This is a genomic window from Nonomuraea corallina (genome assembly GCF_027620315.1).
Taxonomy (GTDB): Bacteria; Actinomycetota; Actinomycetes; order Streptosporangiales; family Streptosporangiaceae; genus Nonomuraea; species Nonomuraea corallina.
Genome location: NZ_JAPNNL010000112.1, coordinates 1 through 24134 on the forward strand (window position 1 = coordinate 1; position 24134 = coordinate 24134).

At 71.8% G+C, this 24134-nt stretch carries 20 protein-coding genes and 1 pseudogene; 12 read left to right on the plus strand and 9 right to left on the minus strand.

The genetic code is table 11. From position 1 onward, the window contains the following. The coding region (locus OUY22_RS24325; RefSeq protein ID WP_270157450.1) for a hypothetical protein at positions 1 to 1190 on the minus strand (1190 nt) is incomplete at its 3' end. Between the two features lie 131 nt (positions 1191 to 1321). Here OUY22_RS24325 and OUY22_RS24330 point away from each other — a divergent pair. Then, a complete protein-coding gene (locus tag OUY22_RS24330) occupies positions 1322 to 2044 on the plus strand; it encodes a hypothetical protein (protein WP_270157451.1) in 723 nt (240 codons plus the stop codon). Between the two features lie 120 nt (positions 2045 to 2164). Further along, the gene (locus tag OUY22_RS24335) at positions 2165 to 2596 is read left to right on the plus strand and encodes a PPOX class F420-dependent oxidoreductase (protein ID WP_270157452.1); all 432 of its coding nucleotides are present in this window, start codon (positions 2165 to 2167) and stop codon (positions 2594 to 2596) included. A gap of 2 nt (positions 2597 to 2598) precedes the next feature. Here the strand turns inward: OUY22_RS24335 and OUY22_RS24340 are convergent, their stop codons facing one another. After that, positions 2599 to 3300: a M50 family metallopeptidase gene (locus tag OUY22_RS24340; RefSeq protein ID WP_270157453.1), complete on the minus strand. Its 702-nt coding sequence runs from the start codon at positions 3298 to 3300 to the stop codon at positions 2599 to 2601. A gap of 34 nt (positions 3301 to 3334) precedes the next feature. On the opposite strand from OUY22_RS24340, the gene OUY22_RS24345 reads away from it, so the two are divergent. The 3 genes from OUY22_RS24345 to OUY22_RS24355 are packed head-to-tail and all read left to right on the plus strand — an operon-like array spanning position 3335 to position 5842. Beyond that, positions 3335 to 4222 carry an amidohydrolase family protein gene (locus OUY22_RS24345; protein ID WP_270157454.1) on the plus strand — a complete coding sequence of 296 codons (888 nt, stop codon included), beginning with the start codon at positions 3335 to 3337 and terminating at the stop codon, positions 4220 to 4222. Positions 4223 to 4226: 4 nt separating this feature from the next. Further along, the gene (locus OUY22_RS24350) at positions 4227 to 4697 is read left to right on the plus strand and encodes a nuclear transport factor 2 family protein (RefSeq protein ID WP_270157455.1); all 471 of its coding nucleotides are present in this window, start codon (positions 4227 to 4229) and stop codon (positions 4695 to 4697) included. Positions 4698 to 4720: 23 nt separating this feature from the next. Continuing rightward, the gene (locus tag OUY22_RS24355; RefSeq protein WP_270157456.1) at positions 4721 to 5842 is read left to right on the plus strand and encodes a magnesium and cobalt transport protein CorA; all 1122 of its coding nucleotides are present in this window, start codon (positions 4721 to 4723) and stop codon (positions 5840 to 5842) included. A gap of 15 nt (positions 5843 to 5857) precedes the next feature. Here the strand turns inward: OUY22_RS24355 and OUY22_RS24360 are convergent, their stop codons facing one another. Next, complete coding sequence (locus OUY22_RS24360) at positions 5858 to 7993, minus strand: thiamine pyrophosphate-dependent enzyme (protein ID WP_270157457.1); 2136 nt, start codon at positions 7991 to 7993, stop codon at positions 5858 to 5860. A 278-nt stretch (positions 7994 to 8271) separates the two neighbouring features. Between OUY22_RS24360 and OUY22_RS24365 the strand changes: the two genes are divergently transcribed. Then, positions 8272 to 9609 (plus strand): hypothetical protein, encoded by a 1338-nt coding sequence (locus tag OUY22_RS24365; RefSeq protein WP_270157458.1) that lies wholly within the window; start codon positions 8272 to 8274, stop codon positions 9607 to 9609. Positions 9610 to 9663: 54 nt separating this feature from the next. On the opposite strand, the gene OUY22_RS24370 is transcribed toward OUY22_RS24365, so the two are convergent. The 5 genes from OUY22_RS24370 to OUY22_RS24390 all read right to left on the minus strand — a co-directional run bounded on the left by OUY22_RS24370 (position 9664) and on the right by OUY22_RS24390 (position 13449). After that, a complete protein-coding gene (locus OUY22_RS24370) occupies positions 9664 to 10296 on the minus strand; it encodes a hypothetical protein (RefSeq protein WP_270157459.1) in 633 nt (210 codons plus the stop codon). Between the two features lie 100 nt (positions 10297 to 10396). Then, positions 10397 to 11251: an ABC transporter permease gene (locus tag OUY22_RS24375; RefSeq protein WP_270157460.1), complete on the minus strand. Its 855-nt coding sequence runs from the start codon at positions 11249 to 11251 to the stop codon at positions 10397 to 10399. Positions 11252 to 11254: 3 nt separating this feature from the next. Further along, positions 11255 to 12232 (minus strand): ATP-binding cassette domain-containing protein, encoded by a 978-nt coding sequence (locus tag OUY22_RS24380; RefSeq protein WP_270157461.1) that lies wholly within the window; start codon positions 12230 to 12232, stop codon positions 11255 to 11257. After that, positions 12233 to 12688 carry a PadR family transcriptional regulator gene (locus OUY22_RS24385; RefSeq protein ID WP_270157462.1) on the minus strand — a complete coding sequence of 152 codons (456 nt, stop codon included), beginning with the start codon at positions 12686 to 12688 and terminating at the stop codon, positions 12233 to 12235. 164 nt (positions 12689 to 12852) lie between these two features. After that, positions 12853 to 13449, minus strand: coding sequence for an SACE_7040 family transcriptional regulator (locus tag OUY22_RS24390; protein ID WP_270157463.1), 597 nt, complete (start codon positions 13447 to 13449; stop codon positions 12853 to 12855). A gap of 66 nt (positions 13450 to 13515) precedes the next feature. On the opposite strand from OUY22_RS24390, the gene OUY22_RS24395 reads away from it, so the two are divergent. The 6 genes from OUY22_RS24395 (at position 13516) to OUY22_RS24420 (ending at position 23086) form a co-directional block, all read left to right on the plus strand. After that, positions 13516 to 15084 carry a carboxyl transferase domain-containing protein gene (locus OUY22_RS24395; protein WP_270157464.1) on the plus strand — a complete coding sequence of 523 codons (1569 nt, stop codon included), beginning with the start codon at positions 13516 to 13518 and terminating at the stop codon, positions 15082 to 15084. Between the two features lie 2 nt (positions 15085 to 15086). Next, positions 15087 to 17093 carry an acetyl/propionyl/methylcrotonyl-CoA carboxylase subunit alpha gene (locus OUY22_RS24400; protein WP_270157465.1) on the plus strand — a complete coding sequence of 669 codons (2007 nt, stop codon included), beginning with the start codon at positions 15087 to 15089 and terminating at the stop codon, positions 17091 to 17093. Continuing rightward, entirely contained in the window at positions 17093 to 18004 is a 912-nt protein-coding gene (locus OUY22_RS24405) for a hydroxymethylglutaryl-CoA lyase (protein ID WP_270157466.1), read from the plus strand. Before OUY22_RS24400 ends, OUY22_RS24405 begins: the two co-directional genes overlap by 1 nt. Positions 18005 to 18006: 2 nt before the next feature. Continuing rightward, positions 18007 to 19143, plus strand: a complete 1137-nt coding sequence (locus tag OUY22_RS24410) for an acyl-CoA dehydrogenase family protein (protein ID WP_270157467.1) — start codon at positions 18007 to 18009, stop codon at positions 19141 to 19143. A gap of 599 nt (positions 19144 to 19742) precedes the next feature. After that, positions 19743 to 20177, plus strand: coding sequence for a GNAT family N-acetyltransferase (locus OUY22_RS24415; protein WP_270157468.1), 435 nt, complete (start codon positions 19743 to 19745; stop codon positions 20175 to 20177). A 32-nt stretch (positions 20178 to 20209) separates the two neighbouring features. Next, complete coding sequence (locus OUY22_RS24420; protein ID WP_270157469.1) at positions 20210 to 23086, plus strand: helix-turn-helix transcriptional regulator; 2877 nt, start codon at positions 20210 to 20212, stop codon at positions 23084 to 23086. Between the two features lie 9 nt (positions 23087 to 23095). On the opposite strand, the pseudogene OUY22_RS24425 reads toward OUY22_RS24420, so the two are convergent. Beyond that, a pseudogene (locus OUY22_RS24425) lies at positions 23096 to 24134 on the minus strand (hypothetical protein); the annotation flags it as partial.

Consider the following 24134-nt stretch of genomic DNA (forward strand, 5'->3'; position numbering starts at 1 on the left):
CGCTCCAGGTGGCCGTGGGAGAGCCAGGACGGCTCGCGGGACGGGTCGATCGTCAGCCCGCCGGACCAGGCCAGCCGGTAGGGCAGCTCCGGCCGCAGGTCGACGGTCGTCAGGTCGGAGAGCACCCGGCGGGCGGTGATCCAGTCGGACCCGAGCACGTCCGCCAGCGCCACCCGCGACGACTCGCCGAGCAGGGACTCGGCCAGCTCGCGCAGGTGCTCGACGGCGGCGTCCGGCGCGTCGCCGAGCGAGCCGGACGGGCCGGGGTCGGGCAGGGTGGAGCGCGGGGGAGTGGGCTGGGCGGGCGCGGGCCGCGGCGCCTCGTCGACGGCGCGGGCGACGGCCGCCGGATCGTGCCACGGCGCGGGGGCGTCGAACACGAACCCGTCGAGCACCGCCGCCAGCCGCTCCTTCGACGCCGTCTGCGCGAACGTGCGCCACGTCTCGGTCGGCAGCAGCGTCAGGTTGCGGGTGGTGCCCGCCGAGTCGGCCAGCCGCCCGGCGGCGCGGCGGGAGGCGTCGCTGTAGGCGTAGATCGCCGCCCGCAGGTCGGTGCAGACCCGGTCGAGCTCGGGCCAGCGGGTCAGGATCGTGCCGTGCAGGCTCTGCGCCCGGCGGGCGATCTCCTCGGTGCCCCACAGCTTGGGCGCCTGCTCGCGCAGCTCCTCGATGGTGCCGGTGGTGAGCGTGATCAGCTCCAGCGCCCACAGCCGGAACGCCCGCGACAGGTTGACGGCGCTCTGCCGGGCCTCCTCCATCGTCGTGCGCGGGTCGGCGACGTTGAGGTCCTCCAGGGCGAGCAGCCGGTGCATCTCCGACTGACCGCCGTCGTCCATCATCCGCCGGATGAACATGAGGCCGACCACGCTGGTGAACGACGCGCGGTAGCGCAGCTGGTTGGGCTTGGGGAACACCTCGCGGATCGCGCCCAGCCCTTTGAGCACCCGCAGCCGGTTGTCGAACTGGTCGGCGGGATAGGCGCCGCAGGCCAGGCGCATCTGCTCGTGCGTCAGCCACTCCTCGCCCGCCTCCGCGAACGCGGCGAACAAGGTCTCGGCGATGTCGACCAGCACGGGATCGTCGACCACCGCCCCGCTGTCGCGGGCCAGCGCCGCGAACATCCGGCGGTAGGTCGACAGCACCGCCTCATCGCTGAGCGCGGCGTCGAGGGTCAAGGGCTGCTCGGGCACGCGCACCAAGGTACGGCCTCCGACCGACATTCCCCGACCACACGCGGCATTCCCCGACCACACGCGGCGCGTACCGGGCGACGGGCGGTGGACGGACCCGCTCGTCCGTGCCGTCTGAGAGGGTGGGCGTCATGGGGGAGCGGAAGACCTGGGGCGTCGAACAGGTGCGGGCGCTGCTGGACATCGCCGAGGGCAAGGGCTCCGACCGCGAGGAGGCCCAGAGCGCGGCGGCGCTGGCGGCCAAGATCCTCTACCGGACGGGGCTGGACGCCGAAACGGTGCGCAGGGACAACGTGAGCCGCGTGGACACCTGGCGGCTGCCGATCGACACCAGCGGCGGGCATCACATCGAGCGCGGCGAGGCCGTCTGGATGGTGATCAGCGCGCTCGGCTGCATGGGCTGCCAGGAGGGACAGCGCCGTCGCGACCGGGTGTCGCACGTACGGATCGCCGGGCCGGCAGAGGTGCTGGAGTCGCTGAAGATCCTCCTGCCGTCGGTGCTGATCCAGATGGAGGTGCGGTTCGGCCTGGCCTGGCGGGCCGAGCGGGCCGAGAGCCCGGACCTCCCCGCCCAGTGGCTGCGCCGCAGGCGGGCGCTGTTCCAGCGGGGCTTCTACCGGGGCTACGGCCGCGGCCTGGCCGACAAGATGCGGGCCCGGGTCGGCGAGGTGGCCGACGACGTCGCGGGCGGCCCGGGGGAGCTGGTGCTGGCCAGTCGCGAGGCGGCGGTGCGCGCGGAGTTCGAGCGCTGGGACACCCGGCCGGGCCGGTCCTACCACTACGACGAGGAGGGGTTCGAGCGGGGCCGGCAGGCCGCCGCGGTGGCCGATCTCGGCGACAGGTCGCTCCGGTGACCTGAGCGGCCGAGATCCGGGACGTCCGCCGCCTCGGCCGAGGCGGCTCAGGGTGGCCCCGGCAGGGCCGGTCATGACACGGTCTCCCTGCGCGGGGGCGCGGGCCCGAGACTGGGGCGCATGAGCATGACGACCAACGAGATCGCCTACCTGAACGGCCAGTTGCTGGGCCGCCTCGCCACCGTCGGCCCCGCCGGGCGGCCGCACCTGGTCACCGTGGGCGTCTTCTACGACCCCGAGTCCGGCTGCGTCGTGATCGGCGGGCACGAGGGCACCGGCATGTCGGAGAGCAAGAAGTTCCGCGACGCGCAGCGGCATCCCGACGTGGCGTTCATCGTGGACGACCTGGCCTCCGTCGACCCCTGGACGCCGCGCGGCATCGAGATCCGCGGCCGGGCGGAGACGCACACCACGGGCGGCGCCGAACTGGGCCTGCGCATCGGCGCGAACATGCCGTTCGACCCGGCCTGGATCCGCATCCGCGCCCGCCGCATCCGCAGCTGGGGCATCGACACCGGGCCGTTCGAGCTGTCCACCCGGGACGTGGCCTGACCCTACGGGAGCGGATTCATCAGGTAGGCGGCCCCGACCACCGAGGCCCCCGCCACCAGCAGGAAGAAGAACACGTAGAACCCGCCCGGCAGGATCGTCAGCCGGGCCAGCTGGTCGGCGTCGGAATCGCGAGCCTGCCGTCTGCGCCGCTTGCGCTGCAGCTCCAGGATCGGCCGTACGCCGCCGAACAGCAGGAACCACACCACCACGAACGCCACCACCTGCTGCACCTCGTCGGGCGCGTACATCGACAGCGCGAACACCGCGCCGCCCGACGCCAGCAGGATGAGCGCCCCGTACAGGTTGCGGATCAGCAGCAGCATGCACACGAGGAAGAGCAGCATCCCCCAGATCAGCAGCTTGATGCGGCCCTGGTCGGTCAGCCAGGCGGCGCCCAGCCCGAGCAGCGGCGGGGCCATGTAGCCGGCCAGCGCGGTCAGCACCATGCCGGGCCCGTTGGGCCTGCCCCTGGTCAGCGTCACGCCCGAGGTGTCGGAGTGCAGCCGGATGCCCTCCAGCTTGCGCCGGGTGAGCAGCGCCATGACCGCGTGGCCGCCCTCGTGGGCGATCGTGATCAGCCCTCTGGACAGCTGCCACGGCACGGTGAAGGTGACGACCGCCAGCGCGGCCAGCGCGGAGACCAGCACGACCCAGGGGTCGGGGTCGGGTTGCGCCGCGATCAGCTGAGCCCAGAGCTTGTCCATCGAGAACAGACCCTATCCGGGTAAAGTCACGGCCGTGGCGACAGAACTTCATTCTGACAGTGGGGTGCGTGCCTGGTGGGCGGCGCTCGGGCTGCCCGGACTGGTGGATCTGCACGTGCACTTCCTGCCCGAGCGGATGGAGCGCCGGGTCTGGCACCACTTCCACCACGGCGGCCCGCTCATGGGAGCCGGCTGGACGATCGCGTACGAGTGGCCGGTCGAGGAGCGGGTCACCCGGCTGCGGGAGCTGGGGGTGACGGCCTTCCCCGCGCTCGCGTACGCGCACCGGCCGGACATGGCGGCCGACCTCAACGCCTGGACGCTCGACTTCGCCGGGCGCACGCCCGGCTGCCTGCCCTCGGCCACGTTCTATCCCGAGCCCGGCGCTCCCGCGTACGTCCGGCAGGCGGTGGACCAGGGGGTCAAGATCTTCAAGGTGCACCTCCAGGTGGGCGGCTTCGACCCGCGCCTGCCCGAGCTGGACGCCGTCTGGGGGCTGCTGGCCGAGACCGGCCTGCCGGTGGTGGTGCACGCCAGCGCGGTGCCCGTGCCCGGCGGGTTCGTCGGCGCCGGGCCGATCGGCGAGGTGCTGCGCCGGCATCCCCGGCTGCGCCTGGTCATCGCTCACCTCGGCATGCCGGAGTACGACCCGTTCTTCGCGCTGGCGGAGCGCCACGAGCGGGTGGCGCTGGACACCACGATGGCCTTCACCGACTTCGCCGAGGCCGACATGCCGTTTCCCGCGAGACTTCGCCCGGCTTTGCGTGAACTTGGCCTGGCGGGGAAAGTGGTTCTCGGCAGTGATTTCCCGACCATCCCCCACCCGTACGCTCATCAGCTGCACGCGCTGGACCGGCTCGATCTCGGCGACGACTGGTTGCGGGCCGTGTGCTGGGGCAACGGCCTGGCCATGATTCGATAGCGAGATGAACGATCGGCACGTGGCGCTGATCAGCGCCTTCTACGAGGCTCTTGGCCGTGCTGACCTGACGGCCATGGAGCGCTGTTACCACCCCGAGGTCAGCTTCGGCGACCCGGTCTTCCTGGAACTGGAGGGCCGCCACCGGGTGATGGCGATGTGGCGGCTCCAGCTCAGCATGGGCGACGGGCTGAAGGCCGAGTTCCACGGGGCAACGGCGGACCACTTCTCCGGCGCCGCCCGCTGGACCGCCCGCTACCGCATGTCCAGGACGGGCCGGGAGGTGGTCAACGACATCCAGGCGCTGTTCCGGTTCGAGGACGACCTGATCGTCCGCCACCACGAGGAGTTCGACTTCAAACGATGGTCCAAGATGGCGCTGGGCCGGCCGCACGGGCTGCTGTTCGGGTGGACGCCGATGTGGCGGCAGACGATCCGCGAGAGAGCCCTGCGGGAGCTCGACAACTTCGCGACCTAGCGGAGGCGACCCGAGGAGGTGGCATGGCGAGGGTGAGAGGGCGCCGGCGAGGCGGAGCGAGCCGCGAGCCGGCTCCCGAGCAGTCGATGGACCCCCGGCCCAGCGACGACCGGTCGTCCTACCTCCCGACGGTCATCAACAACACCATCTACCTGGACGGCCGGCCGATCGACAACCCCGGATCGCTGGCCGACGCCTTCCAGTGCCTCAAGGACAAGCCCGGCACGCTCGCCTGGATCGGCCTGTACCGCCCCAAGGACTGGGAGCTGGTCAAACTCGCCGAGGAGTTCGAGCTGCACGAACTGGCCGTCGAGGACGCCATCGTCGGCTCCCAGCGCCCCAAGGCCGACCGCTACGGCGACACCCTCTTCGTGGTGCTGCGCGCGGCCACCTACGTGGACGAGGCCGAGGAGGTGACCTTCGGCGAGCTGCACGTGTTCGTCGGTCCCGACTTCGTCCTCACCGTCCGCCACTCCGAGGCTCCCGACCTTCAGGTGGTGCGCAGGCGCATGGAGTCGGAGCCCGATCTGCTGCGCAAGGGCCCGCAGGCGGTGCTCTACGCGATCCTGGACGCGGTGGTCGACGGCTACGCGCCGGTCGTCAAGGGACTGCAGGAGGACATCGAGGAGATCGAGGTCCAGGTCTTCGGCGGCGACCCGGCCGTGTCCCGCCGCGTCTACGAGCTGTCGCGCGAGGTGATCGAGTTCCAGCGCGCCACCGCGCCGCTGGTGCGGCTGATCGACGGGTTCATCGCCGGCGCCGGCAAGTACGGGGTCGACGAGGAGCTGCAGAGCTATCTGGGCGACGTGGCCGACCACGCCATCACCGTCAACGAGCGGGTGGCCTCCTTCCGCCAGCAGCTCCAGGACATCCTCGTGGTCAACTCCACCCTCGTCACCCAGGCGCAGAACGCCGAGATGGCCAGGATGACCGAGGTCAGCATCCAGCAGGGCGAGGAGGTCAAGAAGATCTCCGCCTGGGCGGCCATCCTGTTCGCGCCGACCGTGGTGGGCGGCATCTACGGCATGAACTTCGACCACATGCCGGAGACCCACTGGGCCTGGGGCTACCCGTTCGCGATCCTCCTGATGGCCGGCGTCTGCGCCGTGCTGTACGTCGTCTTCAAGCGGCGCGGCTGGCTCTAGCGCCGCCGCGCCGCGTCAGGCGAGCAGCTTGCGGGCCGCCTGCTCGATCTCGTCCTCCGACAGCAGCACGCGGTCGGCCGCCCCGCCCAGCGGGACGAAGCTGTCGGCCGAGGTCACCCGGGCCACCTGACCCCCGAACCCGGCGTCCAGCAGCTCGGCCATGACGCCCTCGGACACGCCGCCCGAGCGGCGGGTCTCGTCCGCGATCAGCACCTTGCCGGTCAGCTCCGCCGCGCGCAGCAGGTCGTCCACCGGCAGCGGCGCCAGCCAGCGCAGGTCGAGCACCCGGCAGCTGTGGCCCTCCTGGGTCAGCCGCACCGCCGCGCGCAGGCTCATCCGCACGCCGTTGCCGAACGTCACGATCGTCAGGTCGCGGCCGTCGCCGTAGGAACGGGCGGCGCCGATCGGCACGTGCGTCTCCGTCCAGCGCGCCGGCGGCGCGTACGGGGCCAGCCAGCCGCCGTCGCCCGTCTCGAACAGGTCCCTGGTGTGGTAGAGCGCGATCGGCTCCAGGAACACGCACACCGACCCCTGCGCGCGGGCCGCGGCCAGGCACGTGCGGAGCATGGCGGCGGCGTCGTCGGGCCGTGACGGGGAGGCGATGACCAGCCCGGGGATGTCGCGCAGCGCCGCGATGGCGTTGTCGTTGTGGAAGTGGCCGCCGAACCCCTTCTGGTAGGCGTATCCCGCGATCCGCACCACCATCGGGTTCGGGTAGGCCCCCTGGGAGAAGAACGACAGCGTGGCCGCCTCGCCCCTGATCTGGTCGATCGCGTTGTGCAGGTAGGCCAGGTACTGGATCTCCGGCACCGGCAGCAGCCTGGACACGCCCGCGCCCAGGGCCAGCCCGAGGATCGCCTGCTCGTCCAGGTGGGTGTCGAACACCCGGGCGGGGCCGAACCGCTTCTGCAGGCCGCGGGTGACGCCGTAGACGCCCCCCTTCTTGGCGACGTCCTCCCCGAAGACCATCATCTCCGGGTAGACCGCCAGCGCGTCGGCGAGCGTACGGTTGATCGCCTGGGAGAGCGTCAGCGGCTTCTCCGCCTCCGGCAGCGCGCCGGCGAACGCCCGCTCGCGCACCGCGCCCTGCGCCGCCACCGGGCTGATCTTGGCGATCAGGTCGGCATCACGCGGCGCGATCGGCTCCATGACGGCCCGCGCCGAGGTGAGCCGGGGCAGCCGGGTGGTCTCCAGCGCGATCCGCAGCACGTGCTCGCGCGCGAGCTCGTACCGTCTGAGCAGTTCGCCCGGCGTGATCAGGCCCGCCTCGATGAGCAGCCGCGCGGTGTGCAGCAGCGGGTCGCGCGCCAGGTCGGCGCGCAGCTCGCGCTGGGTGCGGTACGCGGACTCGACGTCGGAGCCGGCGTGGCCCATCAGCCGCACCGTCGACAGATGCAGGAACGCGGGGGAGCGGTGGGCGCGGACGTGCTCCACCGCGCGCAGGGCCGTGTCGTACGCCGAGGCCAGGTCGCAGCCGTCGGCCGGGAAGTACTCGATGCCGGGCCGTCTGGCGGCCGCCTCCACCCAGCCCTTGGGCGTCTTGACGCTGATGCCGATGCCGTTGTCCTCGCACACGAACAGGATCGGCATCCGCTGCCCCTGGTAGGTGGCGTAGGAGGCGGTGTTGAGGCCCGACAGCGCGGAGGCGTGGTTGAGCGAGGCGTCACCGAAGCTGCACACCGCGATCGCGTCGCCGGGCCAGCGGACGGTCGTGCCCAGCGCCCGCGCCCGCTCGATGGCGAACGCCACCCCCACCGCCCGCGGCAGATGGCTGGCGATCGTGGACGTCTGCGGGATGACGGCCAGCTCGGGATGGCCGAACACCTTGTGCCGGCCGCCCGCGATCGGCTCCTCGGCCGCCGCGGACAGGCCCATGAGCACGTCCCTGAGGCCCTGCTCGGGCAGCCGCCCGGCCTGCTCGGACCGGGTCAGGTAGAACGCGCCGGAGCGGTAGTGGAGCAGCGCGGGGTCGTCGGGGCGCAGCGCGGCGGCCACGGCCGCGTTGCCCTCGTGGCCGGCCGAGCCGATCGTGTAGAAGCCCTCGTCCCGCTCGCGCAGCCAGCGGGCGGCGATGTCGAGCAACCGGCTGTCGAGCTGGCGCAGATAGAGCGTTCTGCAACGTTCCCCGGTCAGGGAGGTGCCCTCACGCACCGGAGCGCCGGGGTCCCGGGCGGGGCCTGTCTGAAGTTTCTCTACTGCCTGGATGAAATGAGTCTCAACCGTGTCGCGCGCCACAGAGCGATTATGGCCGGTGAGCCCGCCTCTCGTCTCCGAGTGTCGGCCGCATCCCCTGGATCGTTCCTTTTGACATGGATATATGACGACTTGTCAGAACGGTGAACTTCCGCCTGCTCCGCCCCGTCTACTGGGTTACACGTGGCACCCTCACAGCCGCGTTGAAACCGCTGGGGATCCGGAAAGGAACCCGAATGTCGTTACAACGCATCCGTACGACCGTCATCGCGTTAGCCGTGGGCGCCGGGGCGCTGGTCCTCGCGCCGCCCGCCTCCGCCCAGGTCCAGGCGCCTCCCGTGCCGTCCGTCACCAAGGTGACGATGAACCCGGCATCCCCGGTCGTGCTCTTCGGCGACAGCGTCAAGGTGACCTTCACGATCACCACGAAGGACGCCGACAAGGCCGGTATGGTCATCATCCCGCCGGGGGTCAGCACCCAGCCGGTCGTCGCCGCCAAGCCCGCCGGGAAGGACACCTTCACGGTCGAGCGCACGGTCGGCACCGTCGGCAAGTGGAACTACACCGTCACCGCCTCCAACGGTGACAAGGCCGGCGAGCCCCTCAAGGGCTCGTTCGACGTCAAGAAGGCGCTCGAGACCAAGATCGTGCGGTTCGACGCCAACCCCGACCGGATCACCAAGGGCGACCGGGTCAGGCTCTCGGCCCAGCTCCGGGCCGGTGACCAGGGCTACGGCGGCCAGGAGGTCGCGCTCGCCTTCAGATCCCGCGGCTCCGACGACTTCCGCAAGGTCACCACGACCAAGACCAGCCGCAACGGCTGGTTCTCCGCCGCCGTCCGGCCGTGGCGCAGCGGCGAATGGCGGGCCGAGTTCGGCGGCAACGCCGAGGCCAAGGCGTCGGTGAGCGACGGCGACTACGTCAGCGTCCGCCCCCGCGTCCGCACCTCCGCGATCACCGGCTTCGACGCCGCCCCCGAACCCGTCACCAAGGGCGACAGACTCCGCTTCAAGGGCGCCCTGACCGTCGAGGGCGAGCACGGCCTGCGCGGCGAGCGGGTGACCATCCAGTTCAGGCCGATCGCCTCGCGCCAGTGGCAGAACGTCACCGGTGACCGCACCAGCCGGCACGGCCGCTTCCACGCCTCCGCCACCGCTGAGCAGAGCGGCTGGTGGCGCGCGGTGTACGACGGGGACCGCCGGATCAAGGGCTCCGTCAGCGGCCCCGACTTCGTGCGGGTCGCCGAGCCGGTCACCAAGGCCGACACCCGCGTCATCGGCTTCAACGCCTATCCTGAGCCGGCCGAGCGCGGCCGGTACCTGAAGTTCCGCGCCCTGCTCCAGGTCGACGACGACGGGACCTGGGAAGGGTACGAGGGCAAGGTGGACCTGTACTTCAAGGCCAAGCGGTCCGGCGAGTACAGGCTCGTGACCTCCGTCACCACCGACGACGACGGCCGGGCGTACGCCAAGGCGCGCGCCTGGACCTCCGGTCACTGGCGCTTCGTCCACGCCGGCGACGACGAGACGAACGGCGACACCAGCCGCTCCGACTACGTCCGCGTGAGGCGCTGACCGTCACCACGAGGCCCGGGACACCCCTGCGGTGCCCCGGGCCTCATGCCGTCGTCAGTTGACCCGGCTGCCGGGAGCCGTGGCGCCGAGGCTGACGAGCATCGCCTTGATGTCGCCCATACCGATCTTGAGCTCGGCGACGTCTTCTTTCAGGCCGCTCACGTCTTCCTTGAGCCCGCTGACGTCTTCCTTGAGCCCGCTCACGTCTTCCTTGAGCCCGCTCACGTCCTGCTTGAGCCCGCTGACGTCTCCCTTGAGCCCGCTGACGTCCTTCTTCAGGCCGCTGACGTCCTCCTTGAGGACGTTCACGTCCTGCTGGAGTCCGTCCATGCGCCGGTCGAGCCCGTCCATGCGCTGCTCGAGTCCGTCCATGCGCCGGTCGAGCCCGTCCATGCGCTGCTCGAGTCCGTCCATGCGCTGCTCGAGTCCGTCCATGCGCCGGTCGAGCCCGTCCATGCGCTGCTCGAGTCCGTCCATACGCTGGTCGAGTCCGTCCATGCGGCGGCCGAGGGTGGTGAACCGTTCGTCGATCTTGTTGAGGACGTTCCCGCTGACGAGGTCGAGGCGGTCGTGCAGCGTGGTGAACCGTTCGGCGATGCTCGTGTCTGGCACGCCGCTCATATTACGGACCTCAAGGGCCGCGATCCTGGCCTCGTGGTCGTCGATGCGCGTCTGCAGATCCAACAAGGGTCTTTCCTTTCCACGGGGGGTAGCTCCTCAGAACTGAGAAGTTACCCTCCGTGACCCCGGTTTTCCTTCGAACAGGCCGAAGAAGTGGGAGTTCCTGTCAGTCGGCGCGTCTGAACTGGGCGACGCCCACCGCCAGCAGCACCAGCCCGAGTCCCGCCACCAGCCCCAGTTCCACCGGCACCGGCACCTGCCAGCCGAACCACTGCACCCCCGGGTTCAGCGTCGCGTTCACCTCCGGCGGCACGTCCAGGTGGGAGAAGACGGCCTGGCGCATCGGGTCGACCGCGTACGTCATCGGGTTGACCACCGTCAGGACGTGCAGCCACGACGGCAGGTTGGCCAGCGGGAACATGGCGCCCGACAGGAACAGCATCGGCATGATCGCCATCTGCATCAGCCCGAAGAAGGACTGCATGTTCTTCATCCGCGCCGCCAGCATCACTCCGAAGGCGGTGATGGTGAAGGCCGCGAGGAACATCTCCGCCAGGAGCGTGAGCATCAGCGCAGGGGAGTACGGCACCCCCACCAGCCCCGCCATGGCCAGGATGACGACGCCCTGGCCGGTGGCCACGATCGCGCCGCCGAGGCACTTGCCCACGACGATGGCGGACCGGGACACCGGCGCCACCAGCATCTCGCGCAGGAACCCGAACTCGCGGTCCCACACGATGGACCCGGCCGAGAACATGCCGGTCATGATGACCGTCATGGAGATCATGCCCGGGTACATGAAGGTGCGGAAGTCGACGCCGGGGATCGACGCCTGGACCAGGGACCCGAGGCCGGTGCCCATGACGAACAGCCACAGCACCGGCTGCAGCAGCATCGACATCATGCGGGTGCGGTCGTTGAGGAAGCGCAGCATCTCACGGTGCAGCACCACCTTGACGGCCCGCAGGTCGTGCGCGGTGCCGCGGGCGGGCACCCGGACGCGGACAGCCTGTGTCGTCATCGGTCATCGCCTCGCCATCGCGCGCATGAAGGCCATCTGGTCGTCGCCGGACTCGGCGTCGCGGATCGTGGAGCCGGTGTAGTTCATGAACACGTCGTCGAGCGACGGCCGCGACACGCTCACCGACGTGATCGGCATGCCCAGCTCGGAGAACAGCCGGGGTACGAACTCCTCGCCGGAGGCCACGGCGAACGTCACCGCTCCCTCGTGCACCGCCGCCTCCAGCCCGAACCGCTCACGCAGGGCCCGGATCGCGGCGTCGTCGTCGCGGGTGTGGATCTGCACCCGGTCCTTGCCGACGCTGGCCTTGAGCCGCTCGGGAGAGTCGATCACCACGATCTCCCCGTGGTCGATGATCGCGATCCGGTCGCAGTACTCGGCCTCGTCCATGTAGTGGGTGGTCATGAAGATCGTGATGTCCTCGCTGACCCGCAGTTCGTTGATGTAGCCCCAGATGGCCGAGCGGGTCTGCGGGTCGAGCCCGACGGTCGGCTCGTCCAGGAACAGCACCCGCGGCGAGTGCAGCAGCCCGCGGGCGATCTCCAGCCGGCGCTTCATGCCGCCGGAGAACGTCATCACCTTGGCGTCCTTGCGGTCCCAGAGCGCCACCATCTCCATGACCCGCTTGATCCGCTCGTGCACCAGGTCCTTGGGGACCCCGTACAGCTCGGCGTGGAAGCGCAGGTTCTGCTCGGCGGTCAGGTAGCCGTCGAGCGTGGGGTCCTGGAAGACCAGGCCGATGTTCCTGCGCACCTCGTCGCGCTCCTGGACGACGTCGTGGCCGGCGACGGCGGCGGTGCCGCCGGTGGGGTTGACGAGGGTGCAGAGCATGCTGATCGTGGTGGTCTTGCCGGCGCCGTTCGGGCCGAGGAAGCCGAAGACCTCGCCGGGCGACACCTCGAAGTCGACGCCTTTGACGGCTTCGACCTTCCCGTACGTCTTGCTCAGCCGCCTCACGACGACGGCCGCGTCCTCGCTCATCTAGTCCTCCGCAAGAATCCGGAACACGGACTGGCGCGTCCGCCTGAGTAGTTTCTTGGCCTCGGCGACCTGGTGGTCGTTGGCCGTCCTGGTCAGGTGGACGAAGGCCTCGCCGAGCTGTCCCCACAGCAGGCGCAGCTCGTGCCGGTCCTCCGGCACGGTGCCGGCCACCTCGTCCCACGGCGCTGGGGCGTCCCGCAGGCGCGCGGCCTCCTCTCGGCCCCGTTCGGTGAGGCGGTAGCAGCGGCTCCCGCCGCCGTCCTCGCCGACGACCAGGCCCTCGTCCTCCAGCTGCTGGAGCGCCGGGTAGACGGAGCCGGGGCTGGGCCGCCAGACGCAGCGGCTGCGCGTCTCGATGTCCTGGATCATCCGGTAGCCGTTCCTGGCCTCCTCGCCGAGCAGCAGGAGCAGCGCCGCCCGGACGTCCCCGCGCCGCACGCGCGGCGGGGTCTCCATGCCGGGGGTCCCGGGCGGCGGAGACGGTGGAGGGGGCATCGGGGGATGCGGCGGCGGATGGCCGGAGCGGGGATCGCGCATCTCGTCCTCCAACTATCGAGATGTTCTAACGATATATCTAGATAGTTGGCGCGGCAACGGACTTTTCGCGCGTCTCCTCTTTGTTAGTGCTCGCTAACGGCGGAGGTGAGGGCCGCCCGCGCCATGGCGTGCAGCAGCGGGCGCATCGCGGCTGGGGCCAGCTCGCCCGCGCTGTGGGGCGTCGAGTTCAGCAGGCCGAAGACCGCGTGCGTGGCGGCCCGCAGCCGGGCCGCCGGGCACGAGGGGTGCAGCTCGGCCAGCACCGTCACCCACTCCTCGACGTACAGCCGCTGCAGCCGCCGGATCTGGCGCCGCTCCGGCTCCGGCACGTTGCCCAGCTCGCGGTCGTGCACGGTGATCAGCGCCGGCTGCTCCAGGGCGAAGGTGATGTGCGCGTCGAGCAGCGCGTCCAGGATCTCGCCGGGTGCGCCGCAGGCCGTGACGACCGCGACCGCCGACTCGCGCAGCCGCGAGCTGATGTCCAGCAGCAGCTCCGCCAGCAGCGCTTCCTTGCCGCTGAAGTGGCGGTAGAGCGCCGGTCCCGAGACGCCCACGGCGCCGCCGATGTCCTCGATCGACACACCGTGGAAGCCGCGCGCCGCGAACAGCCGCGCGGCCGCGTCCAGGATCTCCGCACGCCTGTTGCCGCGAGGGCGGGTAGATGTCGGGGCAGTCGTCACAGTCACATCATGCTAGACGGTTACGTTAATGATGACTAACATCACGGCCATGACGAGAGGGGAGACATGAGCGACTGGCCGGTACTCACGTCGGCCGCCGACCCCGGGAGCGAGGCGTACAAGGGCAACGCGGAGCTCAACGAGCGGCTCGCCGCCGAGCTGCGCGACCGCCTGGCCACCGCCGCGCTCGGCGGCCCCGAGCGGGCGCGCGTCCGCCACGTCGAGCGCGGCAAGCTGCTGCCCCGCGAGCGCGTCGACGGCCTGCTCGACCCGGGCTCGCGGTTCCTGGAGCTGTCGCCGCTGGCCGCCAACGGTCTCTACGACGACCAGGCGCCCGCCGCCGGGATCATCACAGGCGTCGGCCGGATCTCCGGGCGCGAGTGCGTCGTCGTGGCCAACGACGCCACGGTCAAGGGCGGCACCTACTATCCGATGACCGTCAAGAAGCACCTGCGCGCGCAGGAGGTGGCGCTGGACAACCACCTGCCGTGCGTCTACCTCGTGGACTCCGGCGGCGCGTTCCTGCCCCGGCAGGACGAGGTGTTCCCGGACCGCGAGCACTTCGGCCGCATCTTCTACAACCAGGCCACGATGTCCGCGCGCGGCATCCCGCAGATCGCCGCCGTGCTCGGCTCCTGCACCGCCGGCGGCGCGTACGTGCCGGCCATGAGCGACGAGGCCGTCATCGTACGGAACCAGGGCACGATCTTCCTCGGCGGCCCGCCGCTGGTGAAGGCGGCCACCGGCGAGGAGGTCACGGCCGAGGAACTGGGCGGCGGCGACCTGCACGCCCGCGTCAGCGGCGTCACCGACCACCTCGCCGAGGACGACGCGCACGCGCTGGCCATCGTCCGCGACATCGTCTCCACGCTCGCGCCGCGCGCCCCCCGCCCGTGGCCGGTGACCGGTCCGGAGCCGCCCGCCCACGACCCGCGCGACCTGTACGGGATCGTCCCCGCCGACACCCGGCAGCCGTACGACGTGCGCGAGGTGATCGCGCGGCTGGTGGACGGGTCGCGGTTCCTGGAGTTCAAGGCCGAGTACGGTCACACGCTGGTCACCGGGTTCGCCCATGTCCACGGCCACCCGGTGGGCATCCTGGCCAACAACGGCATCCTGTTCGCCGAGTCCGCGCTCAAGGGCGCGCACTTCATCGAGCTGTGCGACCAGCGGCGCATCCCGCTGCTGTTCCTGCAGAACATCAGCGGGTTCATGGTCGGCAAGGCGTACGAGGCGGGCGGCATCGCCAAGCACGGCGCCAAGATGGTCACGGCCGTGTCGTGCGCCCGGGTGCCGAAGTTCACGGTGGTCATCGGCGGCTCGTTCGGGGCGGGCAACTACGCGATGGCGGGGCGGGCGTACGCGCCGCGTTTCCTGTGGATGTGGCCGAACGCCCGCATCTCCGTCATGGGCGGCGAGCAGGCGGCGAACGTGCTCACCACGGTGGGCAACGCCGATCCCGAGGCGATCCGGGCCCAGTACGAGCACCAGGGCAACCCGTACTACTCCACCGCCAGGCTGTGGGACGACGGCGTGATCGACCCCGTCGACACCCGCACCGTGCTCGGCCTGGCCCTGTCCGCGGCGGCCAACGCCCCGCTCGAACCCGTCGGCTACGGCGTCTTCCGGATGTGATCATGACTGCTTCCCTGTTCGGCCGGGTGCTGGTCGCCAACCGGGGCGAGATCGCCGTCCGGGTCATCCGCACCCTGCGCGCGCTCGGCATCGGCGCGGTCGCCGTGCACACGGCCGCCGACGCGGGCGCCCGCCACGTGATCGAGGCCGACGAGGCCCACCAGATCCAGAAATATCTGGATATTGAGTCGATTGTGGAGGTGGCCCGGCTCTCCGGCGCGGCCGCCGTCCACCCCGGCTACGGCTTCCTGGCCGAGAACGCCGCCTTCGCCCGCCGCTGCGCCGAGGCCGGGCTGGTGTTCGTCGGCCCACCGCCAGAGGCGATCGAGGCGATGGGCGACAAGATCCGCGCCAAGAGCACCGTGTCGGCGGCCGGCGTGCCCGTGGTGCCGGGCGCGGCCGAGCCCGGCGACGCGCTGGAGACCTGGTCCGGCTTCCCCGCCCTGATCAAGCCGTCGGCGGGCGGCGGCGGCAAGGGCATGGTGCTGGTCAGGTCGGCGGCCGAGCTGCCGGACGCCCTGGAGTCGGCCCGGCGCACGGCCACGGCCGCCTTCGGCGACGGCACCCTGCTGATCGAACGCTATGTCGAGCGTCCCCGCCACATCGAGATCCAGATCCTCGCCGACGGCCACGGCCACGTCGTCCACCTCGGCGAACGCGAGTGCAGCCTGCAGCGCAGGCACCAGAAGATCGTCGAGGAGGCCCCGTCGCCCTTCGTCGACGCCGGGACCAGAGCCCGGATGGGCGCCGCCGCCGTGGAGGCCGCCCGCGCGGTCGGCTACGTCGGCGCGGGCACCGTCGAGTTCATCGTCGACGGCGCCACGGGCGACTACCACTTCATGGAGATGAACACCCGGCTCCAGGTCGAGCACCCCGTCACCGAGCTGGTCACCGGCCTGGACCTGGTGGAGCTGCAGCTGCGGGTGGCGGCGGGCGAGCCTCTGCCGTTCACCCAGGACGACGTCCGGCTCGACGGCCACGCGGTCGAGGCGCGCGTCTACGCCGAGGACCCGGCGCGCGGCTTCCTGCCCACCGGCGGCCGCGTCCTCGCCCTGCGCGAGCCCGCCGGTCCGGGGGTACGGGTCGACTCCGGGCTGCTGGAGGGCGCCGTGGTCGGCAGCGAGTTCGACCCGATGCTGTCCAAGGTCGTGGCCTGGGCGCCGGACCGGGCGGGCGCGCTGCGGGCGCTGGGCCGCGCGCTCGGCGAGACCGTCGTGCTCGGCGTCACCACGAACGTGCCGTTCCTGCGCGCGCTGCTCGGTCACGAGGCGGTCCGCGCCGGGGAGCTGGACACCGGACTGGTCGAGCGCGTCCTGCCGGATCTCCTGCCGGACCTCCTGCCCGCCGGCCCGGCCGCCTCCGGCGCGGAGCGCGGGGTGCCCGGCGACGCGCTGGCCGCCGCCGCGCTCGTCTTCCACGACCGGCCGGAGGGGCGCGACCCGTGGGAGGTCATGGACGGCTGGCGGGTCGGGGAGCGGGCCTGGACCACGTGGCGGCTGGAGACCCGCGACGGCGTCCACGCCGTGCACGTGCGCGGACTGCCGCGTACGGGCGCCGAGGTCAGGGTGGAGGACGGGCCGCCCGTCCCGGCCCGCCTGCGCCCGTACGGGAACGTCGCGGACGGACCGACGGCGGGCGGCGTCGCCGTCACCCTGGGCGGCCGCACCACGCACTACGTCAGCGCCAGGGACGGCGAGACGCTCTGGCTCGGCCGTGACGGGCACGCCTGGCCCGTCACCCGCCACCTCATCGGCGACCCCGGTGACCGGCCCGGCGCCGCGGGCAGTGGTGACGGAGTGGTCAGGAGCCCGATGCCCGGCACCGTCCTGGTCGTCAAGGCCCAGGTCGGCGACCAGGTCAAGGAGGGTCAGGCGCTGGTGATCGTGGAGGCGATGAAGATGGAGCACACCGTCACCGCGCCGCGCGACGGCCGCGTCGCCGAGCTGCCCGCGCAGGCCGGCCGGTCCGTCGACATGGACGCCGTGCTGGCCGTGGTGGAGGAGGCGTGATGCCCAGGACGTACCCGATGCCGGGCCTGCCCCGGCAGGTCACCGTCTACGAGGTCGGCCCCCGCGACGGGCTGCAGAACGAGGCGGCGATCGTGCCCGTCGAGGTGAAGGCCGAGTTCATCGACCGGCTCGCCGACGCCGGGCACACCGTGATCGAGGCGACCAGCTTCGTGCACCCGAAGTGGGTGCCCCAGCTCGCGGACGCCGAGCGGCTGCTGGACCGGCTGCACCGCAGGCCCGGCGTCCGCTACCCGGTCCTGGTGCCGAACGAGCGCGGCCTGGACCGGGCGCTGGAGCGCGGCGTCGAGGAGATCGCCGTCTTCGCCAGCGCCACCGAGACGTTCGCCGCCAAGAACCTCAACCGGAGCCTGGAGAGCCAGTTCGACATGTTCGAGCCGGTCGTCGCCCGCGCCCGCGAGCACGGCGTCCGGGTCCGCGCGTACGTGTCGATGTGCTTCGGCGACCCCTGGGAGGGCCCCACGCCCGTCCCCCAGGTGGTCGCGGTCGGCGAGCGGCTGCTCGGGTTGGGCTGCTACGAGCTGTCGCTGGGCGACACGATCGGCGTCGGCACGCCCGGCCACGTCACCGCCCTGATCGAGGCGTTCTCCTCGCCGGACCGGCTCGCCGTCCACTTCCACGACACCTACGGGCAGGCGCTGGGCAACACGCTGGCCGCGCTCCGGGCGGGCGTCACCACCGTGGACGCCTCCACCGGCGGGATCGGCGGCTGCCCGTACGCCGAGTCCGCCACCGGCAACCTGGCCACCGAGGACCTCGTCTGGATGCTGCGCGGGCTCGGCATCGAGACCGGCCTCGACCTGGACAAGCTCGTGGCCACCAGCACCTGGCTGGCCGCCCGGCTGGGCCGGCCCAGCCCCTCCCGCGTCGTCCAGGCCCTCGCGAAAGGCTGATCATGCTGACACCCGAACACGAAGAACTGCGCAAGACCGTCGAGGCGTTCGCCCGCGACGTGGTCGCCCCTGTCATCGGCGACTACTACGAGCGCGAGGAGTTCCCGTACGACATCGTCCGCCAGATGGGCGCGATGGGCCTGTTCGGCCTGCCCATCCCGGAGCAGTACGGCGGCATGGGCGGTGACTACTTCGCCCTCTGCCTGGCGCTGGAGGAGCTGGCCAGGGTCGACTCCAGCGTGTCGATCACCCTGGAGGCGGCGGTGTCGCTGGGCGCGATGCCCATCCTCCGCTTCGGCACCGAGGAGCAGCGCGAACGCTGGCTGCCGAAACTGGCCGCGGGCGAGATGCTCGGCGCTTTCGGCCTGACCGAGCCGGGCGGCGGCTCGGACGTGCCCGGCGGGATGCGCACCACCGCCGTGCTCGACGGAGACGAGTGGGTGATCAACGGCACCAAGGCGTTCATCACGAACTCCGGCACCGACCTCACCGGGTTCGTCGGCGTGGCCGCGCTGACGGGTGAGCGGGAGATCTCCACCATTCTCGTCCCGGCCGGCACGCCGGGCTTCACCGTGTCCAAGAAGTACTCCAAGGTCGGCTGGAACGCCTCCGACACCCGCGAGCTGTCGTTCTCCGACTGCCGGGTGCCCGCGGAGAACCTGATCGGCCCTCGCGGCCGCGGCTACGCCCAGTTCCTGCAGACCCTGGACGAGGGCCGGATCGCGATCGCCGCGCTCAGCGTCGGCCTGGCCCAGGGCTGCGTGGACGAGTGCCTGAGGTACGTGCGCGAGCGCCGCGCCTTCGGCCACCCGATCGGCCACTACCAGGCCATCCAGTTCAAGATCGCCGACATGGAGGCGCGTGCCCACACCGCCCGCCTGGCCTACTACCACGCGGCCGAGAAGCTGCACGCGGGCGTGCCGTTCAAGAAGGAGGCGGCGATCGCCAAGCTCGTGTCGTCCAACGCGGCCATGGACAACGCGCGCGACGCGACGCAGATCTTCGGCGGGTACGGATTCATGAACGAGTTTCCGGTTGGCCGTTTCTATCGTGACGCGAAGATCCTGGAAATCGGTGAGGGCACGTCCGAGGTGCAGCGCATGCTCATCGCCCGCCAGCTCGGACTGGGCGATCTGTAAAGGAAATATGGATCCGTCAGCCGGATGCGGGCCGTGAAGACAGACGCGGCGTGTTATCCGGCGGGGGGAGGTCGGGCGGAGCCCTGGATCGCCGCCGAGGTCATCCGTGCACCTGGGCGGCGAGGACTTCTCACGGTGCCACTCGAAGGCCGTCAGAGTGTCGAATTCGCCCGGATACAGGGACTCATTCGTCAGCCGTGATCATGGGTTTCTGAAAAGGACGGATTTCTCGCCGTAACGGAAGCCGACTTCTGTGGTTTCTGGCGCTTTTCTCCTGGGCCGAGATTTGACGCTGGCATATCCTGTTTCATCCCTTCCTTCCCTGGTGGGGGAGGAGGGGTGGATTGTCTGCTAACACCGAGTGAGTAAGGCAAGGGTGATAATTCAAGTAGTTCACAAATATGGTTGGTCAGGCGTACCAGAGGGTGAATCGGCGTGTCGGCGTTCCGTGAAGAGATCGCGGCGCTTCCTTCGTGTATGGTATGAATGTCGTTTTTGTGCCGCATGCCCTGTCGCTGCTGCCGGCAGCCGGGTCTGGGCCGATCCGCGACTCATGGTGATTGGACTCGGGAACGGGGCACGATCTAGTGGCAGACGTCATGACCATTGACGATCTTCTCATCAGGAAGGTCGAGAAGTCCGACGCGGACGAGGTCTTCGCGCTGGCCCGTGAGTTCGGCCTCACATTCCGGCCCGAGCGCGAGGCGTTCGACACCGCGCTGCCGCAGTTGCTGGAGGACGGCGACACCCTGCTGCTCGCCGCCGTCGTCGACGGGCGGGTGCTCGGCTACCTGCTCGGATACGTCCACCTGACGCTCTTCGCCAACGGGCCCGTCGCCTGGGTGGAGGAGGCCATGGTCCAGACGGGATCGCGGCGGCAGGGCATCGGGCGCGGTCTGCTCGTGGAGTTCGAGAAGTGGGCGCGCGACCGCGGCGCCCGCTACGTGGCGATGGCCACCCGGCGCGCCCCGGAGTTCTACCACGCGCTCGGCTACGAGGCTTCTGCAACTTTCTACCGGAAAGTGCTTCGTTAGGTCTCTTATGCCGTGATGGCATCCTTGATCCCGTGACGATCCATCAAGTGAGCCCTCTGTTCGTCGGCCGCGCCGGTGAACTCGCCCTGCTCGACGGCGCCCTGGCCGAGACGCGCGCCGGCGTGGGGGCCACGGTGCTGGTCGGCGGTGAGGCGGGGGTCGGCAAGACCCGCCTCGTCGGGGAGTTCACGGACCGGGCGGGCGAGGCGCTGGTGCTGGCCGGCGGCTGCCTGGAGCTCGGCACCGAGGGTCTGCCTTTCGCGCCCTTCACGGCCGTGCTGCGCGGCCTGGTGCGCGAGTTCGGCCGCGACCGGGTCGCGGAGCTGGTGCCCGGCGGCACGACCCGGGGGCTGGCGCGGCTGCTCCCTGAGTTCGGCGAGCCCGACCGCGACGGCGCGGAGGCCAGGGCGCGGCTGTTCGAGCAGATCCTCGGCCTGCTGGAGCGGCTGGCCGAGGACCGGCCGGTCATCCTGGTCGTGGAGGACGCCCACTGGGCCGACCGCTCCACCCGCGACCTGCTCGCCTTCCTGGTCCGCTACCAGCGCGACACCGGCAGACTGATGATCGTCGTGACCTACCGTTCCGACGAGCTCCACCGCGCCCATCCGCTCCGCCCGCTCCTCGCCGAGCTGGCCAGGGTGCCGTGGGTGACCCGGGTGGACGTGGGCCGCCTCAGCCGTCGCGAGGTCGCCGCCCAGGCCGCGGGCATCCTCGCCCGCGAGCCGTCCCCCGTCGACGTCGAGCTGGTCTACTCGCGCAGCGAGGGCAACCCGCTGTTCGTGGAGGCGCTGGTGAGCGAGGGCGCGTCCGGCGGCGTGCTCCCGGAGTCGCTGCGCGACCTGCTGCTGGCGAGCGTGGAACGGCTGCCCGCCGAGACGCAGGAGCTGCTCCGCGTCGCGAGCGCCGGAGGGCAGCGGATCGAGCACGCCCTGCTGGCCGCCGTCACCGGGTCCGACGAGGGGACGCTGGCCGCCACCCTGCGTCCGGCCGTGGCCGGCAACGTGCTCGCCGTCGACGGCGAGGGGTACGCCTTCCGCCACGCGCTGATCCGCGAGGCGCTCCACGACGACCTGCTGCCCGGCGAGCACACCCGGCTGCACACCCGCTTCGCCGAGGCGCTGGAACGGGACCTGTCGGTCCTGCCCGCGCCACGAGGGGCCATCGAGCTGGCCCACCACTGGCACGCCGCCCGCGACACCACCTGGGCGCTGACCAGCGCCTGGCAGGCCGCCGCCGCGGCCCGCCGCTCCGCCGCCCACGACAGCCAGCTGAGCATGCTGCTGCGGGTGCTGGAGCTGTGGGACCACGTGCCCGACGCGGCGGAGCGCGTCGGCCACGGCCACGCCGAGATGCTGCGCCAGACCGCGGTCGTCGCCCACCTGGCGGGCGAGTACGACCGCGGCGCCGCCCTCGCCACGGCCGCGATCGAGGAGATCGACCGCGCCGCCGAACCGGTGGCGGCCGCCCGCGTGCTGCGGCTGCGCGGGCTCATCCGCTACGACCTGAGCCGCCCCGGCCACGTCGAGGACCTGCGCGAGGCCGCCGCCCTGGTGCCCGCCGAGCCGCCGAGCAGGCTGCGCGGCCAGGTGCTGGAGTCACTGGCCCGCATGCTCCACCGGCCGGGCCGCGAGATCGCCGAGCGCCTCGCCACCGCCGAGCAGGCCATCGAGATCGGCCGCGCCATCGGCGACGACACCATCCAGGCGCAGGCCCTGATCACCCTGACCTGGACCCGGTGCCTGCGCTTCGCCGAGCTCGACCGGCATCGCGGCGGCTACGCCGAGGCGCGGCGGCTGGCGACCCGAGCGGACGCCTACACCGCGCTGATGCGCGCCGCCATCTCCGAGTCCGACAGCCTGGAGGGCGCCGGCCGCCACGAGGAGGCGGCCCAGGTCGCCCGCGAGGGCATCGCGCTGGCCGAGCGGCACGGGCTGGCCCGCACGTCCGGCGCGTTCCTGACGATCAACCTGGCCGAGCCGCTGGTCTCGCTGGGCCGCTGGGACGACGCCCTGGAGGTGATCGAACACACGGTGGAGCTGGCGCCGCCGCCGTCGTACCAGACCGGGCTGCTCGGGTTCGCCGCCGACATCGCCCTGGCCCGGGGTGAGCTCGACCGGGCGGCGGACCTGCTCGCCTCCACCCGGCGGATCGTGACGCGCGGCTCGTTCCGCGAGCAGACCCTGTTTCCCCACGGCCGCCGGGAGGTGGAGCTCCTGCTGGCCCGCGGCCCGGTGGACAAGGCGCGCGAGGCTGGTCTGCGCCTGCTGGGCTCGCACGACCTGACGGCCGAGCCGCGGTACTCGTGGGCGCTGCTGACCTCCCTGGCCGAGCTGGGCGGCCCGGTGTCGCCCGAGGTCCGCGCGCTCGCCGGGCGGCTGCCCGCCGACGGCGACCTGCAGGAGGCCCAGCGGCTCACCGTCGCCGCCCTGACCGGGCCGGCCGACGATCCGGCGGCCCGGCTCAAGGCGTGGGACGCGGCGGTCGCCGCCTGGGGCGCGCTGGGCAACCCGTACGCGCGAGCCAGGGTCTGCGAGGGGGCCGCGCACGCCGCTCTGGCGTGCGGTGAACGCGAGCGGGCGGCGGAGCGGCTGGCCACGGCGGCCGAGCTGGCCGGGCGGCTGGACGCGCGGCCGCTGCTGGAGCGGATCGACGCGCTGGCCCGGCGGGCGGGGGTCGCCGTCGGCGGCGAGCCACCGCGCGGCGGTACGCCGTTCGGCCTGACCGCCCGCGAGCTGGAGGTGCTCCGCCACGTCACCCGCGGGCTGAGCAACCGTGAGATCGCCGCCGAGCTGTTCATCGCGGTCAAGACGGTCAGCGTGCACGTGTCCAACATCCTGGCCAAGCTCGGCGTCGCCTCCCGGGGCGAGGCGGCGGCCCAGGCGCACGCCCTGCGCCTGTTCGACGCCTGACCGGGGGACTCAGCCGGTGAGCTGGGCCTCCAGCCGGTAGCCGTCGACCGTGACGTACACCTGGTCGCCGGGCCGGGCGTTGAGCCGCATCAGCACCGGCTGGAGCGAGTCGAACACCGGTTGCTGGCCCTGCCACACCAGCACGATCGCGTTGTCGCCTGGGCCGGTCACCGACAGCAGGGTGCCGGGGCGCATGCCGAGCTGGGCCGCGTAGTTCTGCGGCACCGGCACCGGGCCGCCGCGCAGGTGCTCCGGCTTGACCTCGATGCGCTGCCAGCGGCGCGGGTCCGACGACGGGCTCGGGAGCGGCGGCGGGGGGGTGGCCGGGGCGCCGGCCAGGTGGTGCCCCTGGAGTACGGGGGAGCGGCCGTTGGAGAGCGCCGACAGCGTGGCGAGCGCCGCCGACGGGTCGATCGAGCCGGCCGAGGCCGCCGGGATCGGCTGGCCGCCCCGGTGGTGGTGCCCGTTGGCGCCGGGAGTACGGCGCGGCAGCGGCTGCGGCGGGGCCTCGGAGGCGACCACCGGGTCGTGGACCGGCTCGGGCGGCAGCGCCTCCAGCCACGCCTTGGCCGAGTGGGCGCGGATGCCCAGCTCTCCCATCAGCTCCACCACGTCGGCGTCCGGCCGGGCCGAGGCCAGCAGCCGGCGGGTACGGGCCTGCAGGCCGTGGATGTCGCCGACGACCAGCCAGCCGTCCTGCAGGCGGCGGTCCGGCATCAGGGTGACCAGCACCCGCCACAGCGGCGTGTGCAGCGACGGGACGATCACCGGGTGGGCCGGGTCGGCGCCGATCAGCTGCTCCTCGGTCGCCGCGGCGCCCAGCCACTCGGTGAGCCGGAACATGTGCCCGGTGATCGGGGCCGACTCCGACGAGCGCAGCCAGGTGAGCACCCGCTCCTCGGCGGTGCGCTGCGCCTGGGAGAGGACGTCGCGTTCGACGAGCATCTTGTGCGCGAGCGTGCGCAGGCTGACCGGGTCCTCGGCGAACAGGCGGTGCACGGCCACGGCCAGCTCCAGCTTGTTCAGGCCGCGGAACAGGTTGTCGACC